The organism is Paenibacillus amylolyticus (assembly GCF_051136285.1).
Taxonomy (GTDB): domain Bacteria; phylum Bacillota; class Bacilli; order Paenibacillales; family Paenibacillaceae; genus Paenibacillus; species Paenibacillus amylolyticus_F.
Window position 1 is genome coordinate 3,897,315 of record NZ_CP194938.1, and the last position, 20,965, is coordinate 3,918,279.

22 protein-coding genes and 1 pseudogene are annotated in these 20,965 nt (G+C 42.7%); 22 read left to right on the top strand and 1 reads right to left on the bottom strand.

What is annotated here, in order from left to right; all coding sequences use genetic code 11:
* Positions 1–65: 65 nt before the first annotated feature.
* From ACR8BL_RS17150 to ACR8BL_RS17195, 10 genes are all read left to right on the top strand, one after another.
* Positions 66–371, top strand: a complete 306-nt coding sequence (locus ACR8BL_RS17150; protein WP_434748723.1) for a phosphopantetheine-binding protein — start codon at positions 66–68, stop codon at positions 369–371.
* On the top strand, positions 368–1,111 hold the full coding sequence (locus ACR8BL_RS17155; protein WP_434748724.1) for an SDR family NAD(P)-dependent oxidoreductase: 744 nt from the start codon (positions 368–370) through the stop codon (positions 1,109–1,111). Before ACR8BL_RS17150 ends, ACR8BL_RS17155 begins: the two co-directional genes overlap by 4 nt.
* 30 nt (positions 1,112–1,141) lie before the next feature.
* Positions 1,142–1,873 (top strand): SDR family oxidoreductase, encoded by a 732-nt coding sequence (locus ACR8BL_RS17160; protein WP_434748725.1) that lies wholly within the window; start codon positions 1,142–1,144, stop codon positions 1,871–1,873.
* Positions 1,874–1,931: 58 nt separating this feature from the next.
* Positions 1,932–2,147, top strand: coding sequence for a hypothetical protein (locus ACR8BL_RS17165; RefSeq protein ID WP_434748726.1), 216 nt, complete (start codon positions 1,932–1,934; stop codon positions 2,145–2,147).
* Position 2,148: 1 nt separating this feature from the next.
* Positions 2,149–3,150, top strand: a complete 1,002-nt coding sequence (locus ACR8BL_RS17170) for a substrate-binding periplasmic protein (RefSeq protein ID WP_434748727.1) — start codon at positions 2,149–2,151, stop codon at positions 3,148–3,150.
* 82 nt (positions 3,151–3,232) lie between these two features.
* Complete coding sequence (locus ACR8BL_RS17175; RefSeq protein WP_434748728.1) at positions 3,233–6,622, top strand: ATP-binding protein; 3,390 nt, start codon at positions 3,233–3,235, stop codon at positions 6,620–6,622.
* A 253-nt stretch (positions 6,623–6,875) separates the two neighbouring features.
* Positions 6,876–7,646: an AAC(3) family N-acetyltransferase gene (locus ACR8BL_RS17180; protein WP_434748729.1), complete on the top strand. Its 771-nt coding sequence runs from the start codon at positions 6,876–6,878 to the stop codon at positions 7,644–7,646.
* Positions 7,647–7,695: 49 nt separating this feature from the next.
* Positions 7,696–7,875: a hypothetical protein gene (locus tag ACR8BL_RS17185; RefSeq protein WP_434748730.1), complete on the top strand. Its 180-nt coding sequence runs from the start codon at positions 7,696–7,698 to the stop codon at positions 7,873–7,875.
* A 414-nt stretch (positions 7,876–8,289) separates the two neighbouring features.
* A complete protein-coding gene (locus tag ACR8BL_RS17190; protein WP_434748731.1) occupies positions 8,290–9,996 on the top strand; it encodes a diguanylate cyclase in 1,707 nt (568 codons plus the stop codon).
* Between the two features lie 299 nt (positions 9,997–10,295).
* Complete coding sequence (locus ACR8BL_RS17195) at positions 10,296–11,945, top strand: hypothetical protein (protein WP_434748732.1); 1,650 nt, start codon at positions 10,296–10,298, stop codon at positions 11,943–11,945.
* A gap of 83 nt (positions 11,946–12,028) precedes the next feature.
* Here the strand turns inward: ACR8BL_RS17195 and ACR8BL_RS17200 are convergent, their stop codons facing one another.
* Complete coding sequence (locus tag ACR8BL_RS17200; protein WP_434748733.1) at positions 12,029–12,367, bottom strand: helix-turn-helix domain-containing protein; 339 nt, start codon at positions 12,365–12,367, stop codon at positions 12,029–12,031.
* Between the two features lie 166 nt (positions 12,368–12,533).
* Between ACR8BL_RS17200 and ACR8BL_RS17205 the strand changes: the two genes are divergently transcribed.
* The 12 genes and pseudogenes from ACR8BL_RS17205 to ACR8BL_RS17260 all read left to right on the top strand — a co-directional run bounded on the left by ACR8BL_RS17205 (position 12,534) and on the right by ACR8BL_RS17260 (position 20,901).
* The gene (locus ACR8BL_RS17205) at positions 12,534–13,346 is read left to right on the top strand and encodes a DNA-binding protein (protein WP_434748734.1); all 813 of its coding nucleotides are present in this window, start codon (positions 12,534–12,536) and stop codon (positions 13,344–13,346) included.
* An 82-nt stretch (positions 13,347–13,428) separates the two neighbouring features.
* Complete coding sequence (locus tag ACR8BL_RS17210) at positions 13,429–14,247, top strand: hypothetical protein (protein WP_434748735.1); 819 nt, start codon at positions 13,429–13,431, stop codon at positions 14,245–14,247.
* A 221-nt stretch (positions 14,248–14,468) separates the two neighbouring features.
* A complete protein-coding gene (locus ACR8BL_RS17215; RefSeq protein WP_434748736.1) occupies positions 14,469–15,746 on the top strand; it encodes a WXG100 family type VII secretion target in 1,278 nt (425 codons plus the stop codon).
* A gap of 11 nt (positions 15,747–15,757) precedes the next feature.
* Positions 15,758–16,261, top strand: a complete 504-nt coding sequence (locus ACR8BL_RS17220) for a hypothetical protein (protein ID WP_434748737.1) — start codon at positions 15,758–15,760, stop codon at positions 16,259–16,261.
* A gap of 108 nt (positions 16,262–16,369) precedes the next feature.
* Positions 16,370–16,912 carry a hypothetical protein gene (locus tag ACR8BL_RS17225; protein ID WP_434748738.1) on the top strand — a complete coding sequence of 181 codons (543 nt, stop codon included), beginning with the start codon at positions 16,370–16,372 and terminating at the stop codon, positions 16,910–16,912.
* Positions 16,909–17,235, top strand: a complete 327-nt coding sequence (locus tag ACR8BL_RS17230) for a hypothetical protein (RefSeq protein WP_434748739.1) — start codon at positions 16,909–16,911, stop codon at positions 17,233–17,235. Before ACR8BL_RS17225 ends, ACR8BL_RS17230 begins: the two co-directional genes overlap by 4 nt.
* Positions 17,236–17,249: 14 nt before the next feature.
* Positions 17,250–17,852 carry a pentapeptide repeat-containing protein gene (locus ACR8BL_RS17235; RefSeq protein ID WP_434748740.1) on the top strand — a complete coding sequence of 201 codons (603 nt, stop codon included), beginning with the start codon at positions 17,250–17,252 and terminating at the stop codon, positions 17,850–17,852.
* Positions 17,853–18,041: 189 nt separating this feature from the next.
* On the top strand, positions 18,042–18,314 hold the full coding sequence (locus ACR8BL_RS17240) for a hypothetical protein (RefSeq protein ID WP_434748741.1): 273 nt from the start codon (positions 18,042–18,044) through the stop codon (positions 18,312–18,314).
* A gap of 76 nt (positions 18,315–18,390) precedes the next feature.
* Positions 18,391–18,804, top strand: coding sequence for a hypothetical protein (locus ACR8BL_RS17245; protein WP_434748742.1), 414 nt, complete (start codon positions 18,391–18,393; stop codon positions 18,802–18,804).
* Between the two features lie 20 nt (positions 18,805–18,824).
* Entirely contained in the window at positions 18,825–19,247 is a 423-nt protein-coding gene (locus ACR8BL_RS17250) for a contact-dependent growth inhibition system immunity protein (RefSeq protein WP_434748743.1), read from the top strand.
* A gap of 59 nt (positions 19,248–19,306) precedes the next feature.
* Positions 19,307–19,704 (top strand): annotated as a pseudogene (locus ACR8BL_RS17255) (Imm7 family immunity protein).
* Between the two features lie 42 nt (positions 19,705–19,746).
* Entirely contained in the window at positions 19,747–20,901 is a 1,155-nt protein-coding gene (locus tag ACR8BL_RS17260) for an immunity 26/phosphotriesterase HocA family protein (protein ID WP_434748744.1), read from the top strand.
* Positions 20,902–20,965: the final 64 nt, after the last annotated feature.

The window sequence follows — 20,965 nt, forward strand, 5'->3', positions numbered from 1 at the left end:
TTTCGTATTCTCATTTCAATTTGATTCATTTCAATTCAAGTTACTACCCTAAGGAGGCCATAAATATGAACGCAAACCTGTCTTTAGATATGGAAGAAGTGAAACAGACGATCAAACAGAAGCTGTTAATTGACAGACTTCGGCTTGAGGATATCACGGCGGAGGAGATTACGGATGATCTGGTACTGTTCGGTGAAGGACTGGGGCTGGATTCGGTGGAAGCCTTTGAAGTGATGGTTGGTATGGAGGAATTGTACGGGGTGGCAGTGGAGCAGATTCCGGCGGACGAATTGAAGATTCATCTGCAAAATGTACAGTCGATCGCTGACCTGATTATGGCTAGTCAGCCGAGGGGAACACAGGCACTATGATCTTCCGTGATCACGTCGTTCTGATTACGGGTATAACAAGAGGCATCGGGCGAGCCATCGCACTAAGGTTTATGGCAGAAGGTGCTATAGTTGCCGGTATGTATATGCAGGACGATGAAGCTGCGCAGCAGTTGAAGCACATCGCCGAGGATATGGGGAGTCACATCAGACTGTATAAAGGTTCGGTCAGTGACCCGACGTTTGTGGCCGAAGTCATGAAGGAAGTCACAGGTCTCTATGGACGACTGGATGTACTGGTTAACAATGCGGGGCGCACGAATGATCAGATGGCGTTATTTATGGATGAGCAGCAATGGGCAGATGTGCTGGATACGAACTTTCTCGGAACCTGCTACTGCTCGCAGGAGGCCGTGAGTTATATGTTGCCGCAAGGAAAAGGAGCCATTATCAACATGGTGTCGGTCAGTGGTGTCTATGGGCGTGAAGCCCAAACTAACTATGCCACTTCCAAAGGCGCTATCATGGGTCTGACGAAGCTGTACGCCAGGTTGTATGCCCCGCATAACATTCAGGTTAGTGCTATTGCACCCGGGATGATTGAAACGGATATGGCTCAAGGTATACCGGCAGAGAAGATGGCAGATTTCATCAAGCATACAGCCTCGGGAAGACTTGGCACAGCAGAAGAGATTGCGGATGCTGTTATCTTCCTGGCCGGGCCTCTGGCTAGCTACCATACAGGTCAAACCTTGAAAATGGATGGCGGATTTTTACGTTAACTTGACTGGATGGATTTTGGAGGGATGAATATGAAAACGGCATTTGTACATCATGCGGAGTCGGCTTCAGGTGCAGCCATCATGCGATATTTGCTGCAACGGGATATGCGGGTGACGGCCAGCTTTCAGACAGCGGAGCCAGCCGAACAGGTCAGGGCAGATTTGCCGCAATCGTTGCAGGAACGACTCCATACCGCGGTTGCCCCGGATATACAGATGAAAGCCATTGATACGTTGATGATGGAGCAAGCCGAACAGATGCAAGGACTGGACTTTTATATTCACAGTAATCACTGGGTAGACGAACGGGAAGAGTTGCAGCATAAACCTGCCGAGTTTGCACTTCAGAGCTATAGCTTGCTGAATGAGTTGTTTATGTACAGCCGGGCGGCAGGAAGTGTGATGGCACGCAAGCAAAGGGGACAGATCATTGTACCTATGTTGTCTGATACGTTACATTATGACGGTTTCCCTTCATCTTCGGTGTATAACCAGGGTGCACTGGCTTTTGTTAAAAGTTTCGCGAAGGAGCTTTCTCCGTTTCGAGTCAGTGTGAACGCATTGACGTTTGGTTATTTTCGCATGGAGAGAAAAGCAGGTGCGGGCCGCAGTAATCGCAAAGCCTTTGATATTTATGCATTAAAACCACCCGTGCCTGAAATGGAGGAGCTTGCCCAAGGATTGGGTCTGCTTCTTGACTACGGACATGGAATGAGCGGTCAAAATACGACATGGGGTTACGGTATTCAGTCTATTCTCTAGTCGAACAACAGGAGGACCTGACTTGGCCGAGAGGTAACCTTTGAAAAGAGGCGGGCGAATGGAGCACCAGCAGGCTGAGAACGATCACCAAGAAGGAAGCAGACCAGATGATGAGCTATTGGAAGTGGAACTGGAGGAGGTCGTTGGAGGGCTTGCAACGGTTTCGATTCCGAGATGCAAGCTCTGCTATGTTCGTATCGCTGTGTATGATATGACGGTGTGCGCAGTTTGCTTCCGAAAAGCTCAAGTTTCGCATGGAGGGGAGGAAGACTAGCATGATCACCAAATGGAAACGCTGGGCCTTCTACATATTGTTGGTCATGGTTATCGCCATAATAACGACATCGTGTGCAGGCAAGTCACGACTGGCCGAACTTTTGAGGTCAGACCCGCAGGCTGAGGCAGATCACGCTACAGTCATGAGTCCAGCCGCTGGAACAGCTACCGGGTCTTCCAAAGCGGAAGCTGGAGCGCAGCAGGTTAAGCAAGAAGCGGATCAAACAAAGCTCCCGGTGTATACCAAGGAGCAGCTCAAGGCGTACCCGGAGGATATCCGGGATATTTTGAGTAGAGGCAAACTTCGGGTAGCCCTTTATCATGAGGATCGCTATCCGTTTTTCTATGTCGATGCCAAGGGTGTCCTTCGCGGGAGTGATATTGAACTAGCACAGGATATTGCATTGAAGCTGGGAGTCGAAGCTGAATTTATCCGTACGGCCCCTTCGTTTGATGCAGTTATAAATCAGGTGTCCACGGGTGAGGCCGATATTGGTGTATCCAAGTTAAGCACAACATTGGAGCGAGCGAAACGCGTATTGTTTTCCGATGCTTACCTGAATCTGAAACAGGCGCTTTTAATAAATCGTTTGCAACTTGCGGCGATTGATCATGAAGGGGATGTGCATGACCCACTTGCGTTGATTCAAGGGCGAGGTGATCGGATTGGGATTGTAGCAGGTACCTCGTATGCCGGGTTTGCTCATGATCTTTTCCCAAGACAGACTCAAGTGGGGTATGGAACTTCGACACAGTTATTCGATGCTGTGAAGCAGGGAGATGTGCTGGCTGTGGTCTATGATGCTTTTGAAATCTCGCGTTATCTCAAAAAATATCCGGCCGTTTCCCTTGAGCTGCAATTCATGCAATTGGATGAACAGGATGATGATATTGCCGTTGCGGTGAATCCGCGGCGCTACCATCTACAACAGTGGATTAATACGTATCTTCACATGGAAAAAAAAGAAATTCGAAAGCTGCTTGAAAGGAATGATATTTAGAAAAAACCTGTGTTATGATCCATAAATAGCATCGTTGCTATGCAGTCATTGATCTCATGTATATAAAGGGGTAATCAGCGGAGTGGCTTCTATCAGAAAACGGGTACCTTTGCTCTACTATTTCGTTCCATTGGTTATCGCTCTTATTGTATTCGTTGTACTTATGATCATCCAATGGACTTCCGGTACAACAGACAAGCCTCTAGCCAGTAAGGGGAAGCTAACGATTACCTCACAGGATCAGCTTCTGGATGAGGGCAATACACTGGATGGAGAATGGGAATTTTATTGGAACGAGCTGCTGGAGCCGCTTGATTTTGCAGCCGGTAAAACAGGTCAGGCTGATTATGTTCATGTCCCCAGTTCATGGCATCTGGATGAATCTGCTGGAGAGCATCGTTCAAGCAAGGGGTATGCCACCTACCACCTGGTCGTACAGCTGCCACAGACCGACACGGGGCTGGGCCTCCTATTGAAAGGTATCACGTCTGCGAGCCGCATCTGGATTAATGGAAAGCTGGTGTCGGAGAATGGAACCGTCGGCCGCAGTGAGGCAGAATCGAATCCATATATGGTTCCATCCCTTCTTCATCTCGATGCCGGGCTTGCACAGGCAGACATTGTCATCCAAGTATCCAACTATACGCAGCGAAAAGCAGGTTTGTTCGATTCCCTGACACTGGGGAAGTACGATAGCCTGAACGATTTGATGAAACAAAAGCTTGTGTTCGAGAGTCTTTTAATTGGCTGTGTGCTCATTATGGGACTATACCACATCGTATTATTTATCCTCTTACGTAAAAATTGGGAATCGTTATTCTTCGGCTTGATCTGTGTGTTGCTAGCTATGAAAAATAGCGCTCAATCCCAGTACATCCTATCCATCTTTTTTCATAGCCTTAATGATACGGACTTTATTAAAATCGAATATTTGGGTTTTCTCGGGAGCACCCCGTTATTTGTCATGTTTTTCTATTACAGTTTTCCAGGTCAGATGACCAAACGAATGCGCGCATGGTTATCGGTTCCGGGTGTATTGCTTACGTTGTTTATTGCGGTATCACCGGTTCAGGTCTATACATCATTTGCGCTGGTTTTACAGATTTATGCGGCAGTGGTCGGGTTGATATTATTACAGTATGTCGTCAAGGCTGCGATGAACAGAGTGCCCGGCGCCAACTTAATGTTAGCAGGAGCCTTCATTTTCTTCCTCACGGTTGTGAATGATATTCTGATGAGCAACCAGACGATTAGAACGGGAACGTATTTTCCTTATGGACTATTGTCTCTCATTATATGTCTATCCATTATCGTATCGACGAAGTTCTCGAATGCACTTAAGACCAATGAGCGCTTATCTTCGCGGCTTCTTGATCTGGACAAAGTGAAGGATGAATTTCTGGCTAACACATCACATGAACTTCGAACACCGCTGAACGGCATCATTGGTCTGGCCCAGTCGCTATTGCATAGTATGGATGACCGGATGGAGGATACTCAGCGTGTGCATCTGAATATGATTGTATCGAGCGGACAGCGTATGTCGTATCTGATTAATGATATTTTGGACTATGCCCTGCTCAATAATAATGATATGCGTCTGCATATAACCAAAATCGATCTTCATCAGCTCACACAGGTGGTGTTGACAGTGGTCAAGCCGCTGGTGACGGGCAGAAATGTGGTGTTGACTAATCAGATTGGGACGGATTTTCCACCGATCTATGCAGATGATAATCGCATGCAGCAAGTAATGTTTAACTTGGTAGGCAATGCGATTAAGTACACACCGTCAGGACATGTTATTGTGAGCGCGGTTCATTATAACGGCCATGTCGAGATTCACGTCGAAGATACCGGAATCGGCATAGCCGAAGACAAGTTCGAAATGATCTTTAATCCATTTGAAAAGCTGGAATCGATTGATGATACAGGTACAGGTCTCGGTCTTAAAATAACGAAGCAACTTGTTGAATTGCACGGAGGGGAGATCAGCGTGTCGTCGAAGCTGGGTATGGGTTCTATTTTCAGCTTCACCATTCGTAACCAGCCGGTGGATGGATCAGTGCATTTGGCGAATCGGTTGTTAAAGCAGCCGCGGAAAGCCAGAGATACCTTGGGGGTTAACACCAGTGTAAATGTGGATGAATTAGCGGCAACTTCTGTTACCGCTGCATATCATCCAACCCTTCTGAGCTTGGATTCAGAGCAGATGTCTGCACAACGTCCTTATCGTGTACTTGTGGTGGATGATGAATCGGTCAACCTGCAAGTGGCTATCCAACAATTGACGTCATTGTCTTGTGTGTTCGAGACGGCCACCAGCGGTGCCGAAGTACTCGCCCGGATCGATGAATTACATGAAGTCGATCTGGTGATTGCGGATCTCATGATGATTGGTATGTCAGGCTATGAGCTATGCGGATTGATCCGGGAGCGGTACAGTTTGATTGAATTGCCGATCCTGATTATGACCGCAAGTAACCGAGATCAGACCATTGAAGCCTGCTTCCGAGCAGGGGCTAATGATTATATCTCGAAGCCGATTGGACGTAATGAACTGGTGAGCCGTGTCCTGACGTTACTGCAATTAAAGCGGTCGGTTGAAGAATTGAGCCTGAATGCACAGCAACTTGCCGAACTTAATGAACAGCTCTCTGAACTGAACACCAATCTGGAACATCGGATCGGGGAACGAACCATGGAATTACAGCGCAAAAATAAAAATTTGCGTTCGCTGGAGCTATCTCGCAGACGGTTACTTAGTGATATTTCCCATGAGCTTCGCACCCCAATGACGGCGATTCAAGGATATGTGGAAGCCATTGTATCTGGCCTGGTGGAACATGAAGAGGATAAAAACCGATATTTGCAGATGGTTCTTGTCAAAGCGCTGGGGTTAAACCGATTAATTCATGATCTGTTCGAGCTGTCCCGGCTGGAATCGGGCAAATCGGAGATGGTATTTGTCATGATGCCTCTACAGGAACTGGTATCCACGATCAAGGATAAATTCATGCTGGATGTTGTGCGTGCCAAGATGCAATATGACTTCCAGCTAATCTGCGATCCGGCCAAACTGGATGAATACCAGGTCGTCATCGATATGGATCGAATTACACAAGTGCTGACGAACCTGGTATTTAATGCGATTCAGCATACGGGCGCTGAAGGTCGAATCCGAATCCGTTGTGAGGTTGAAGAGTGGCAGACGACGGAAGAGGATACCCCAGGCAAACTTACGATAAGCGTCGAAGATAACGGTGCAGGCATTGGAGAGGATTCGCTACCCTTTGTATTCGATCGATTCTTCCGGGAGAAGCGCAATCCAGCTATTCAGGGCAGTGGAATTGGTTTAGCGATCGCTAAAGAGATTGTGCAGTATCATGAAGGCGAAATTCATGTGCACAGTACACTTGGGGTAGGCAGCACGTTCTATTTCACACTTCCGCTATATGTAATGGAGTCGTAGGGAAGTGATGAAAGAGAGCAAAGACATGGAGTAAAGCGATTGATCGATCTGTGAGTTTGGATCAATTTTTCTCGCGCCGCGTGGAATTTTTGGTTTGCGGTGTAGCACGGGTGTGAGGGGTTGCATCGCATCACGTAGCCAGCCTTGAGTTAAAACAACATGCGTGATAACTGTTTTCTGTGCCGAGGGTGAACTCTCGGCCTTTTGTTATATTTTGATTTTGCTATAATGACCGAAAGGAGGTTATTCCAAGATGACACATACATACGAAAGTCTTATCGCTCAGCTAGAGGAATTAGGCATTGATCGTCACGGCACCTTGCTGATGCATTCTTCCATGAAGAGTATGGGGGAGGTGGAAGGCGGGGCAGATACCGTGCTGGATGCATTAAGTGATTATATGAAGGATGGGTTGCTCGTTTTGCCTACGCATACGTGGTCTACCATTAACAAAAGCAATCCATTGTTCCACGTGGAAACGTCTTCCTGTTGTGTGGGCATTCTGCCGGAGTTATTCCGTAAACGTGCTAACGTTGTCCGTTCCTGGCATCCTACTCACTCTGTAGCGGCATTGGGTAAGGACGCACGGGCGTTCACGCAGGACGACCATCTCTTCGATACGCCATGTGCAAGAGGTTCTGCATGGGGTAAGTTGCTCGATCGCAAAGCGACAATCCTGCTGGTGGGCGTGGACTTGAAACGGAATACGTTCATCCATGGTATCGAGGAGTGGGTGGACATTCCAGGCAGAATGACCGATGAACATGAGATGCTGTATACCGTTTTGCCAGATGGAACTAAAATATCCGTGCCTTCACGCAGACATTGCGGACTATCCTGGTCAGAGCATTTCTGGAAGGTGGATGATGTGTTAGTTCAAGAAGGTGCGATGCACAAAGGAAGCTTCGGGGATGCTGTAGCAAGTGTCTGTGATGCAGCCAAAACAACCGATGTGCTTACAGAGATGTTGAAGGAAAACCCGGATCTGTTTTCGGACAATGAGCCATTGGCAGATGTGAAGTAAGTGGAGTTGAAGCGTCGATATCAGGTGTGAAAAGGGAGTCTGATTTTTTATGGAAAGCAAACGGTTTTCTAATGAATTGGATGGAAACAACGGACTAACTGAGGCGAGACACGAGCTTCAACTTCGTTTAATCGTTGCGGAGAAGCAGATTGTTGCTAAAGAACCTTTAATGGATCATGGGCAAGTTATGGACAGATTAAAAAGAAAAATAAAAGTAGCATGGAAATAAGGGAGTTACCGGTGGTGAAGCTCTCTTTTCAATAAATAGATCACTTATCCCGTTATGGGCTGGATGACGCTCAGTTGAAAGCTGGGCGTTTTTTTGACGTGGAGCTTGCAAAAAAACGTTCACAAAAATGCAAAAAAATGATTGTGATTTCAATCAGAGGTTGGGCAGACTTCCAGTGAATGGGCTACTCAGCGTATCAGGGGTGTGGTACGATATGGGTAATTTAACCAGCGTAAAATAGTGGCTTTGAAGAAGTACACATTTGAATCACTCATCGGATAAACGTATTTTAGAAATAACAGAATTACAGAAGTTCAGAAGTAGAGCAGTACTCATTTTCAAAAGTATATTAACGTATCAGAGTTATCCCTGATAACCATGGAATCATTGTCGCATCCAAGAAGGAGAAGATTCGTGAACCCATTAGTGTGGTATGATCTTTCGTTATTCGTGCTATTGTTTGGTGTTGGCGTGTATGTGTTTGCTACAGTTAGAATTACGAATTTACATAAGGTATATTTTTTGTTTCACGGTTTGATGATGATGTGGCCTTTCTGTCAATTTGCGAGTACGCTTACGGATGATCCGGGCTTGCAGTTGTTCTATGTTTTGCTGTCCTTTGTGGCAGTCTCTCTGCTGGGGAGTGGGTGGCTGCTGCTGACGCTGTTTATTACCGGTTATGCAGAACGACTGAGTCAAAGGCGGCTGTTGTTGCTGTTTGTACCCGCTGTGATTGGAGCGATTGGAGTCGTTGCGAATCCATGGCATGATTTTGTGACCCCTCTGGAGGGAGGATATATCGAGCGTGCCTATGGCCCTTGGTTCTGGGTTGTGATGTTCATTTTGGTGAGCTATTTCGTTTCTTCCCTCGTCATTATGTTCCGCGCTGTATTTTCGCCCAAGACTCCCGCGATGATTCAAAAACAGGTCAAAATCACCCTTTGGGGTATTTTTGTGCTGGCCATGTTTGCAACGCTGGATGCGATTCTTAATGTACTGCTGAGCCGCTGGCTGCCGATTATTCCGGGTCTGACCTCGCTGGGTATCTTCTTGTCCGACCTGTTCTTCGTGTATGTGATCAAAAGGTACAACGTGTTCAATCTGGTCTCCATCGCCCATGAGGACGTCATTAATACGATCCCGTATGGCATAATGGTGCTGGACGAGAACGAAGTGATTGTGGAGGTGAACAAAGCCTCTCGTTTTTTCATAGAACAACATGTGGGGGATGTCTGGGACATGGACGCATTTCTCGCAGGGGTGTCTGTGGAGGGGGATGCCCGGACGTTTCTGAATAAGTATCGTTTGAAAAAAATGGAGCTGTGTCAGATCGAAGTGATCGTGGAGAAGGATCATCAGCTCTGTCACTACATTCTGCAATCTTCTCCGATAGTAGACTCGGCGCTTGCACCGCTAGGGCATCTGCTGACGTTCCAGGATGTCTCGCAGGAGCGCTTCTATGCTAAAACGATGAACCAGCAGTACAAGACGCTACAAGAGCGCAATGAGGCACTGGATCTGATTCGGCAGGAGTTATCCGATGCCAACCGCAAGCTGGAAGAGCTGGTGCTGACGGACAGTCTGACGCAGTGTTATAACCGCCGTTACCTGACGCAACATCTGAATCATGAAGTACTCACGAATTTGCAATATAAAACGCCGTTTTCCCTCATGCTGCTCGATATCGACCACTTCAAGGCCATTAATGACCATTATGGTCATGTTGTTGGGGACGAAGTACTGGTGCGCACGGCAGAGGCACTTCGGCAATCTGTGCGCAGTACTGATATTTTGACTCGCTATGGCGGAGAGGAGTTCATGATCTACCTGCCGCATACGGAGCATGATCTAGCGATGGATATGGCGGAGCGTGTAAGACAGGCCGTGGAGTCGAACCGTATTTCATTGAATTATGGGATGGGGGAAATAGCAATTACCATTAGCGTCGGGATTCTATCGATTGATGATTTTGCGTATGAGGATGAAGACGTGCCGGAGGATGGCGAGCGCTATTTAATTCAGCTATTTGATGCAGTGGACAAGGCGCTGTATCAGGCGAAGCAAAAAGGCCGGAACCGGGTGGAGTATGGGGTGTTGGAGCGGGGTGTGGTTAGCTCATAAAGTAGATCTTTGTGTTTAAGAGGGCAAAAATTTTCTCAGAAATAGTGAGGGTGAGGGTGAGAATAGAAATAATTTAGCAGATTTCTTTGTAGTCATTTATAATTTGTAGTGCCCAAAGGGGGTATACATCAGTGTTACTTTTAAGTAGTATGAGTACTTATTTAAAACGGATACTTAGAGTTTATTCGAATATCAGGAATTTTATAGATATTATGTTTAAATTAAGATGAGAAGAGCATTTAAAATAAAATCGGGTTTGACTTACAAAAAAGTGGTAGTTTATAAAAAGGAGTGGTTTAATGCAAACGCATAAAATGTATTTTACTGATTTTGAAGATGCAGTAAGTCAATTTATTGGGTTATCAGTAATTCTTGATTACAACGAACAAGGGGTATTATCGAATGTAATATTAGGTGGGGATGAAAAAGAGCTGCATGAAACAAACAAAAAGAACATTGAGGTTATTTCCAGTTCTGTAAAGGCAGTACTTATAAATTTTTATGATAGCCATAAAAATTTGAAATTTCGTCCAATATTCAAACAATTATTAACGGAAGAATTAGCATACAGTTTTATTGATAGATCTTATCCAGAAATAGATGGAACATTCTCATATTTTATTGAAAACTTAAAGAGATTGTGTATAAAAACTTATGAGTCTGAAAGTACTGAGATGGGATTTATAATTTTTAAGGATGCCGCTGTAGATGTTCATGAGTTTCTAGATAGGAGAGATTTAAAATATACACCTCTATCTTCTCCCAGAGACTTAGAATATTTTATAGAAGATAAACAAACCCTGAAAATAGTTGATTCGAAATCAGTGAGTTTTGTAATAAATTTTGAATATAAGGTAATAGGATTTGTTCAGAAGACAAAAAATAAGCAAAGTATTATAGATATCATGATGGATAGACATAGGTTTGTTGAAGAAAGGGATATCAAAGTTATGTCCCATGATTATTATGTAGCTTCACAGATACCAGATTACTCTTCATTCTCCGAATCTCTAACAAAGCTCAATGATATGCAGAAAGAAGTAGTTAATGAACTGAAGAAAGAACATGAGATTAATAATGATGAAACGGATATAAACCAATTAACGAAACAAATAGAAAAAAAGGGTTTATCAGAAGAGCAAGAAATACAATTAATTAAGAAATTGATAGTCTATGTATTACTACTTGAAAAAGAAAAAAAAATCTTAGAGGAACAAACGGATATTTTTGCAAAAGAAGAAACAGCTACATTATACTTAGCAGATCTTTTAAAGGAAAAAATTCAAGATCTACAAAATGAAAAAGAATTAAAAAAAGTTGATTTTGTTTATTTCAAGAATAAACAAATAAATTGGAGCTCTTCATACGAATATATAATTTCTTACATGAACGGGAGATGGAAGCTTAGAAACTATTTTGTTCTTAGGAGCATACTCACAAGATTTGTCATGTCTCAATATTCACTCTCCAACATCCCGTATACAATTGAGAAGATAAATTATTCAATACCCAGAGTCTTGGACTTATACAATTTAGTTAAAAGATTATCAGAAAAAAATATTGGTTCATTAATATGTATATTAAGAAGAAGTCCACAAAAAAATAATACGATTTTTAAAGCAATGCTACAAGATGGTAAAGTGTCGACTGAAAAGTATCGTGCAATTGTACAAACTGAGAATGGACATCCAATCAATATTAGAAGTTGTGACCCATATCTATTTGAACTAATTGCTTCTATTGATGGGGCTATTATACTTGACTATAAGCTAAACATATTGTCATTTGCTGAAATGATTGGTTCTAGACCAAACGCTTCAGGTGGAGTGTATAGGGGAGCAAGGACATTAGCAGCGTTATCAGCTTCATATTACGCACTTGGATTAAAAATTTCAGAGGATGGCGATATGCAGCTATTTGAAAATGAAAGAGAGATAGCAAGGATATAGATTAATTTATTCTTATAAGGAAAAAAGACCAGAATAATTAACTGGTCTTTTCTAGCTTTTATTAGTAAAGGACCCCCTAAAACTTAATTTTGAGATTTATGAAAGCTATTGATTATTTCTCTGGTTATTTTCGTTATGGATATCAGTTTCTCAGCATTCAGAGCAGAGACCAAAGTTATATGTTCGTCTAAGGCTCTTTTGTACTCAGAGTCTTCTTTGAATTTAAAGATTTCTTCAGCAGTGACCTGCAATCCATTAATTATTTTCTCGAGAGTCTCCAAAGAAATATTGCGATCTCCCCGTTCTACTCCACCTATGTAACTGTAATGGAGCCCAGCGGCTTCAGCCAGTTGCTCCTGAGTCCAGCCCTTGGCCTTTCTTAATTCCCGAATTCGATTACCAACATCCTCTGGCAAACTCATTTGATCACCTCTATTTAAGGTTAGAAGAGGTTGTAGAAACCTTACAGACTAATATGTGTAAAATTGATTTGGGAATTACAGTACTTATAAGTACAATTTATATTGATCTTCTTTTGATTTATCTATACAATTATAAGAAAATGGATAATTAAGGAGGCTTCCTTTTTTGCGATCATCTATCCTGAAATCCCTCAAACCGGACATTATTGTTGATATGCTGGATATGGCTGTGGCTTTTGAAAATTGGAACAAGGTGCTGGAGACGGCAGATGTGTTGTACCAGTGCGCGCAGTGTATATATGAAGAACGGGTGGAGCATCAGGAGGAAGGTGGGTCTAAACTTCATATCCATACGGAACGTCCATTGGTTTATTACATGGGATGGAGTCATATGATGCGAGGTATGGCTTATCAGAAGCTGGGGCAGATCGATCAGGCGCGAGTTTGTACCCGTCAGTATGCAGCTTTGGGGTGTATGGAAGGACTAGATGAAGCAGAGTTGCAAGTTGTGCAGGAGTTCGAACGTAAAGCCGAAATTCATCGGTATGCACTTGAGATTGAAGCAGGGAAGGTTGAGCTACTGGAAGGGTATGTGAATCTGTTGCTGGAGTATCCGGAGGAACGCTTGTCAGGGTTGAAGGTGATCACAGAGGCCGCGGTGCGGCATGGGTGGCGAATTGATTTTGTCATACAGATGCTTGAGGAGAAGGTTGATGGGTCAGGAGTGGGGAAGGGTTCGTTAAACAACGATGATATGTACCACTATTGTTACCAAAGGGCTTTATATGAACAGTGGATGGGAAGGCCGCAGGAGGCTATGGAATTTATTTTGAAGGCGATGTGTGTAGCGGACAGACTGGGGAAGGAACGGCATATTATCAAGTGTACAGCGGTGTTGGAGTCGTTGCGAGAAATGGCGACAGAGGAGCAGATTGAGAGGTATCGGATGTTTTTGGAGGGAATTCACAGTAAGGGGTGATCCGAGTATTATAATATCAAATGTAACCGCTTTGTCGTATTATGCGTATGGATATCCATATGCATAATACAGGAGGGCTTGTATGAATCAATTTATTGAACTTATTAAAGCTTTATCACCTAGCGATATCACTTCTACTCTAATGACTGTTTTTATTATTTTTATGATTTGGATGTACAAGGAATTGAGAGCAAGTTTCTTAGAAAATCGAAAGAATGATCAGCAACGTATCGAGAAAGCTCTAGAAACATATACAGAGGCTGAAATAGAGACGTTCAAGTATATAAATAACAAAAGTGATTTTTACCTCTCCGTAGAAAAGATTTCAAAGTGTTTAGTGTTATTATCACCTAGATTAGTTGAGATGTTCAATAAACTAAAAGAGGAGACTAATCATATCGATCAGAGAGCTGCCATCATTATGTTTAGAAAGGAGCTTAACAAAGAAATTACTTTGTTAAAAAGCGAGCAAGTTAACCCTATAATCACGAGTGATAGTAGTGGTGATCTCATGGCAACCATCGAGAACTTTGCAAAATCTAAAGTAGCCCCTTTTTTACTGCCAGTTTTTCATACTTATCTAATATTTGTCTTGGTTTTTGTAATTTTATTTTTCATTGTTTCTCTTTTTACAGTGGGATCAATAATAAAGGGATTATCAATAGTTTTATTGTTTTTTGATCTTGTAATTTACTTTATTTTTCAATGTGCAGTTATTAGTGAAGGGTTTATGAAGAAGAGATTCAATTACAAAGGATATAATTTTCCATTTTACATAATCTTTTGTTTCACTCCGGTGGTCTTTCTATTTACACATGATTGGTATATCGTTTTATTCATATTTTCATTATCTATACTATATGTTGTTTTTTTTATAAAGGTAACACTCAAGAGAGCGTAAACAATCATAAGATAAATGGTTTTAGTGCATTTGAAATAATTATTGGTTTTAAACGGATAAAGATGCTTGGATGTGGGTATATGCATATAGGACTATAGCACCGATGAGTGGTGTGTCAGATGTCGGGGTATAGGTAAATTCAGGATGTTAGCCGGATAGTTTTACATATTATACTTCTGCTAACATAGGAGAATCCTATTTCAAATGAGCGGAGAAAGCGTATGAGTACAATCAAAGTGACCCCTGAACAATTACATCACGTATCCAATCAGGTGGATCAGGCGAGACAACAGTTGGAGCATATCCAGGATAACCTCTCAAGGCAGATCATGTTTCTTCAGGCTGTATGGCTGGGTGTGACGCAGGAGCGTTTTTATGGTGATTTTGCACAGTCACGTCCCGTACTACAGAAAGCACTGGAGAGCATGGTGTATACTTCAAAAGAGTTAAAGGATATTGCTACGCGGTTTGAGCAGGCAGATGCCGAGAAGGGCAGTCTGGGTGGTGTTATTGGTGCTGTGGGTGCGGCAGCGATGATGAAGAGCTCGGGGAGTGGTGCGGGTTCGGAGGATAAAGGCTACCGGATGGCGCAAGTCAACGTTTTTGGGAGACTGGTGCAGATGCCTGTGAACGAGGATGGTGTTACCGATCAGGCAGCCCTGCAAGCGTATCAGAAGGATCAGGGGCATTTGGATTTTAATCGGATGCAGGCTACAGAGACTGAGGAACCTGGGGAAGATATTTTTGCTTTGCAGATCGAAGCGTTTGAAAATAGAATTCATCCCTTCACAGGCGAGCCAGTGAATGATCGATATGCACAGATGATGGTGACTTCTCTGAAGTTCAGTCAGGTTCTAATGGCTTTTCAGATGGTTCGCGGAAGTATGCCTGGGCGCAAAGGCCCGTTTCGCTTGCCTTCCTCTCATCCGGCGGTGGTGAAGATGAAGGCTAATGTGGCAAATGCAGAGAAAGCTAGCGTAAACAACAAGATTCACGAAGTGAACCCAAGTCAAAAGTTTACCGGCTCCGGGATGAAGGATTATGATAAAGTGGCGGAGATGGAGTATGAGTCCATAAGACAAACAAAAATGCATGATATCAAGGACGTTGCGGCAAATACTGGATTAAGTGTAGATGAAATAAGAGCCATGAAGAAGCATTTATTCTTTGGAAAGCATCAGGTTCCTCAACCTGGTGGTAAAGAGTTTAAAATGGAACGGTTCATAGCAGACGACGAAATAGCATACGCATGGAAAACTGCTCAAAAGGGTGAACTGAGCGTTGAACAAAAATCTTGGTTCAAGCAATTGGCAGATCATGAGCTAGTTGAGCGGAAGTTGATGGCACAGGGACAAAAGTATCGGACTTTAGAATCATGGAATCCAATAACGGGAAGATATGATGGATTTCCACCTGGAGCCCATGAGAATGCTCCTAAACAACCTAGAGCTTCTTTTCCTGGATATGAAGAGTATTTCTTTAATAAATCTTTTAAGTAGGTGAAAGATAAATGGGATATTTATTAAATAAAGCTGTTGAACGTCTAAAGTCAATAAATGATGTGACAGAAGAGAAGTTACAAGAATCCCATCATATTTTAATCTTAGAGTATTTCAGAAGAGTTAATTTATTTTTGGACAGGAAGGCTATTAGCATAGATCGATATCCTATATTTAGTTTTGCCAAGATTATAGGAGAAACAATAAACGACGAAGTATATGATTGCCTTCCAAAACTAAATATTTTTCAAAATGTATATATAAAGGCGGTCTGTTATAGTTTTTTAGAAATTTCAGAATTAGCAGATCGAGATGTAGAAGAAGCATATAAACATATTGATTTATTTGAACCTATTATTAAATTTTTGGAGAGAGGTGGGAGCTTCACAATTCGGCAAGGTGAAATGATGGTGGGAAATTCAACATATCCCCTTATTTATTGGAGAGATAAGGTTATTGAAGAACAAGATATCAGTGAAAGGACTCTACAAATACTTGATGAAAGGCCATTTTAAAAGTTCCAATACAGATTTTTCTCAGTCATAGTAGTGAAGAAACAAGACGGATGCAAAGTATATATTGAATACGATTGAGTGGAACCGGAGTGTGCTCAAAATATGTTCATGATTTCGTTTAAAGCCATAGATGATTTGGATGCGCTGAAGCAAATGTCTGCAGAGCAGTTTGATCAAGCCAAACAAGATATAGATGGAATGATGGAGTTGGATTTCAAAGGAAGTACGTATGGTATGTTTTTTGATGATTGCCCTTTCGGTAATGAGAGACTCATCAGATGGTTTGGTGACTTACTGACGGTGGCTCAGATGGTAGGTGTGAATCCGTACGTTGCTTATCGAATTCCTGATAGTGCTAATCTATGGTTGGAGTTTAAAGCACATGGAGAAGAACTGCTAGTTAGCTTAGTGGAAGATACGGATCGTGAAGTTATTTTGGACTTATTTATTACTGAACCGCTTGAGGAATTCAAGTACTCAACATGGAGTGGGGTTTCTATAGATTTGAAGTCAGTTGTCAAAGAAATCATACGTAATACACATCTGTTTCTGGATTTCATCTCTGAAGTCAACACTAAACTATTGAAAAGTGAAAATGTTGCAAGAATGAATGCGAAGTTATCTGATTTAGAGCAGGAGCCCTCAACTTGAAATGGAAGGGCGCGTGTATCTATATGCACCAAGAAGTTAAGGAGATCATACAAAAAAGAGCGGTTCTTCATATGAATGATCCCGTAATTGAGAAATATAGAGAGGAACTAATTCATATCTTAAGCCAAAACGAAAAAGATACCATCGATTTTCTGAAAAAATGTAGTAAAGAGGAAGCTCTTTGGGTCAGTGAGGTGTTCGAAGAGATAGCTTATCATCTTCAAAGTGTTGAATATATTAACACGCTCAAGGGTATCGACCAAAAATACCCTGAATTGAAATTGACTAATGTTATTAACACAGCTGTTTCTTACATGGATTAGAGGACGAGGGACGGATGAGAAACGATATGTATAACAGATTCGAACTTCATAGAAAATGGGTAGATACTAGCGGTCAGGAAGGTGAGCAACTTCGTTTGCAGGAGGTTGATTTTCGCGAATTCGATATTTCTGATATTTGTTTAGAGCAGTCATTTATGGCGAGTTGTACGTTTGAGGGTCTGAGTCTTAACAACATAGATTTTCATGCCTCTGTTTTAAGTTCGTCATTATATAAAAATAGCAACGTGATCCATTGTGATTTTTACAAATCAGACTTGTCATATGCAGAATTCTCCAACTCTAATTTGGATACAGTTCGATTTTCAAGAGGAGATTTATGGGAAACACTATTTGATAATGCAACAATTAAAAACTGTAATTTCTCAGCCTGCAACCTCTCTTTAACTGATTTTAGCCATGCTTCATTAACAGATGTAGACATAAGTGAAGCAAGGTTTGAAGGGGTTTTGTTTTACGGAGTAACGTTAAGAAACACCAAAGGACTAGAAGAGGCCAATTTCCACAGTATTCATATTGGTTCTGCCGATAAACCTCTAATTCTCAAAGGGCAGGAAGCAAAGGATTGGCTCCGCATGAAGGCCGAAGAAAACATATAAAATCGAAAGCAATCCATCACCTATGTATCTTTTTAATTTGGAGTGATCCATTTGATAAAATATATGAATCTCGATTCCTTCAGAGGATATTTACTTAAGACACTAGATGAGTTGTCTACTTATCATAAGGTGGAACTGGGGGATCACAGCACGTTTATCCTTACTCCTGTCGAAGAGAGGGGGAAGACGTTGAACTCTACAGATGAATACATACAACTTGGAGTGCTGAACTCCGATAATTTAAAAGGTCGTTTTTTCGATCTCGATTCGGTTATTAAAATGTTAGGTTGCAGAGTTCCGCTGTGCCCCATTTGGGTAAAAGTTTCACTTCAAAATCCAGAGGATGAAGCACTTATCATAGAATTGCAGACAAGCTTGAGATTCCGCAAGCCCAGTTTATTACAAAATCAAGAAACCGGTCATCCACCGTTTATAGCAGTTCTCCCGTCTCAGAACGAATGAGTTTCGATGGACGCACAGACGTTTTACCAAGAGCTAAAAGTGTATGACATCATAATTGGATGGGGTAATCAGAAGTATGTACAAACAACTTGATAATCTTTTATCCGCCGAGACAACAGTTGATTCCTGGTATGATGACGGTTGTGTTATAGCCACAGAAATTCTTGAAGGTTTTAAGCCAGATGATTGGGATATTTTATCTAGAGAAGTATTGAGCAAACCCCTCAACTGGCAGAAGAAGCTTGCGTACTGCTTGGATAGTACTCGAGAGATGCACGAATTTGAATTGTTGATTTCTCTACTGACTGTTGAGGATAGAGAGTTATTTGAAATATGTATAGACACACTAAGGAGTTATACATCTCCTGATCATAAACAAAGATTAATGGATGAACCTCTGTTACTAGAGCGTATGGATGGTGCACTGTCTGGAGCAGGCATTGCGGAACGAAGGGTACTGGAGGACTTTCTCAGAGGCTTAATAATCTGACGAGATTCGGAGAGGTGCATTTGAGTAAACGGATTATGGACATTTATTGTGTAGATTATGATAGCCATATGGACAACAGTAATCCTGTGGCTTTAGAGCAGTGGTACGGTAGGTTGCTTAACAAAAAAGTAGATGATCTTAACTTAGAAGATGTAAGCCGAATGCTGGGTCAGCGTGTGTTTTTGGAACTGGGTATAGAAAAGGCGATGGAAATTTTGTCCGAGTATCCTCTTGCTGGGGAGATGTACGACGGTCATTTGCTAGAACTATTGTATGGTACCGAACTGGATGAATTTCAAGATTTGGAACAGTTGAAAATATTACTCCGGCATATTCATGCTAGTCTTCCACAATTCGAATGGACTCATCAAGAGGAACAAGAAGAGTACGTTGACTTAGTGCAACGGTTTATCGCAAAATTCTTAGAAGAGAATACTATCTGAGATGTCAGATCATAAGGTCACCGTTTTACATAAGACAAACGCCGAGGGGAGCTGAAGCCATGTTCGAATACCATGGATGGGCAACAATAAGAGAAAGCGCCTCGTTTGAAGAAGATGACGATCAATATGATGCAGCTATTCAGGAGTTGCAAAAGTACATTGAGAAGTTGAATTGGCCTTCAGGTGTACTAGATCTGAGAGCTGTTAATGGTGACTTTCAGCTTTGGATTGCTGGCCTTGATAACCACAGACCTGAAACCAATTATAATCCGATTGAAGTGTTCAGAAAAACAGGTAAACTAGCTCCGGTTCTTACGGCATTCTTTACGTAAGAGATAGTGATAAGACGGCATCATCTAATCAATTCAAGGTGTACACATTAATACGAGGGGAGATCGCAGAGCAAGAAGATCCATTTCTTTCACCTTTTGTGCCTAAATTAGAGGATGAGTGCTAATAAAAAGACAGGGAAGTATTACTTGGAAAGGAGATTTTGCTTATGGATGCATGGCTGAGCAATGGGAACCGCGCATATGTTGGTCTTGAGCCTGTTGAATCCCATTGGGATAGGGTAGACATCAAGAAGGGTTACTACGTTTATTTTGATGGAGACGTTATTCGTAAACGAATATCGAGCCTGCCGGAGAGCTATGTGGAAGAAGATGTGTATATTGAGGTGCGAGATCGGCAATTTGTTGTGCCCAAAACGAGCAGAGGCAAGGAGAAGAAACTGACCTACACCACAGTATCCGGCTTTAAGGCAGAAGGTGTTACGTTCTCCGCTGGAATCAGTTCATATGATGGCAAGAGCTACGTTACAGCTTATAATAAACGTAACAGCGTGAGTCTACCGATTTCGGACTGTTCCCACATGACATCCAAAGCAGAGATCATCTCCTGGCTGGAGCATTTTCCGGGCACCGTGCGGGATGACTATGACCGCAAGCTGGATCGATTGAAAAATATGCCAAACCAACGTTATCAGGCGGTGCCAGGTGATATTTTCAGAGTAGAGCTGGATTTGCATACCGATGGGTATGTGCTTGTGATTGGCAATCTTCGTCAGATGGAAAAGGATGATTTATTTTCCGAGCAAAGCATCTGGAGATCGGTCATGACCATGCCGCTGTTTGTAAGGCCCTTCTTATGGAAGACAACGGAGCGTTCCCCTTCGCTAGTGGATATTTTGGCGGCCCCGATGTCGGAGACAACGAGGATTGTGATGGATGACTTTTTTCTGCGTGGAGGATATGAGTTTGTGTATCATAAACCATTGGAGGAAGAGGATATCCTGTTTCCTATAGGGTACGGACCGACAACTAGCGTGACGAATGAGCGTGTAGTCCGTTTGAGCTGGGGCTTGGGCACGTTGCATAAACCAGAGGAGCAAACGCCATTTAGGCTGGAACGGAATTTCATGAATCACGGAGCCTGCTCGGGTCTGACCACCGAATGCTTTGGCCCGCCATCTGAGCGTATGCATGAGAGGGACCTGGCCCATCGGCAGTATGCGAAGGAGCGTAAACTGGCGTTAGAGGAATTCGGATTATCTGAGGACATTACATATGATGAATTTTGCCGGAAAACGGGGGCTATGACCCGCTCGCAGTATATCGATTATGTAAAAAGAAAGTATCGCATCCCTACAGAATGAGAGAATTAAATCCTGCGCATCTCATATACAAAAACATACCCAATCCGCTCTCAATTGAGAGTCG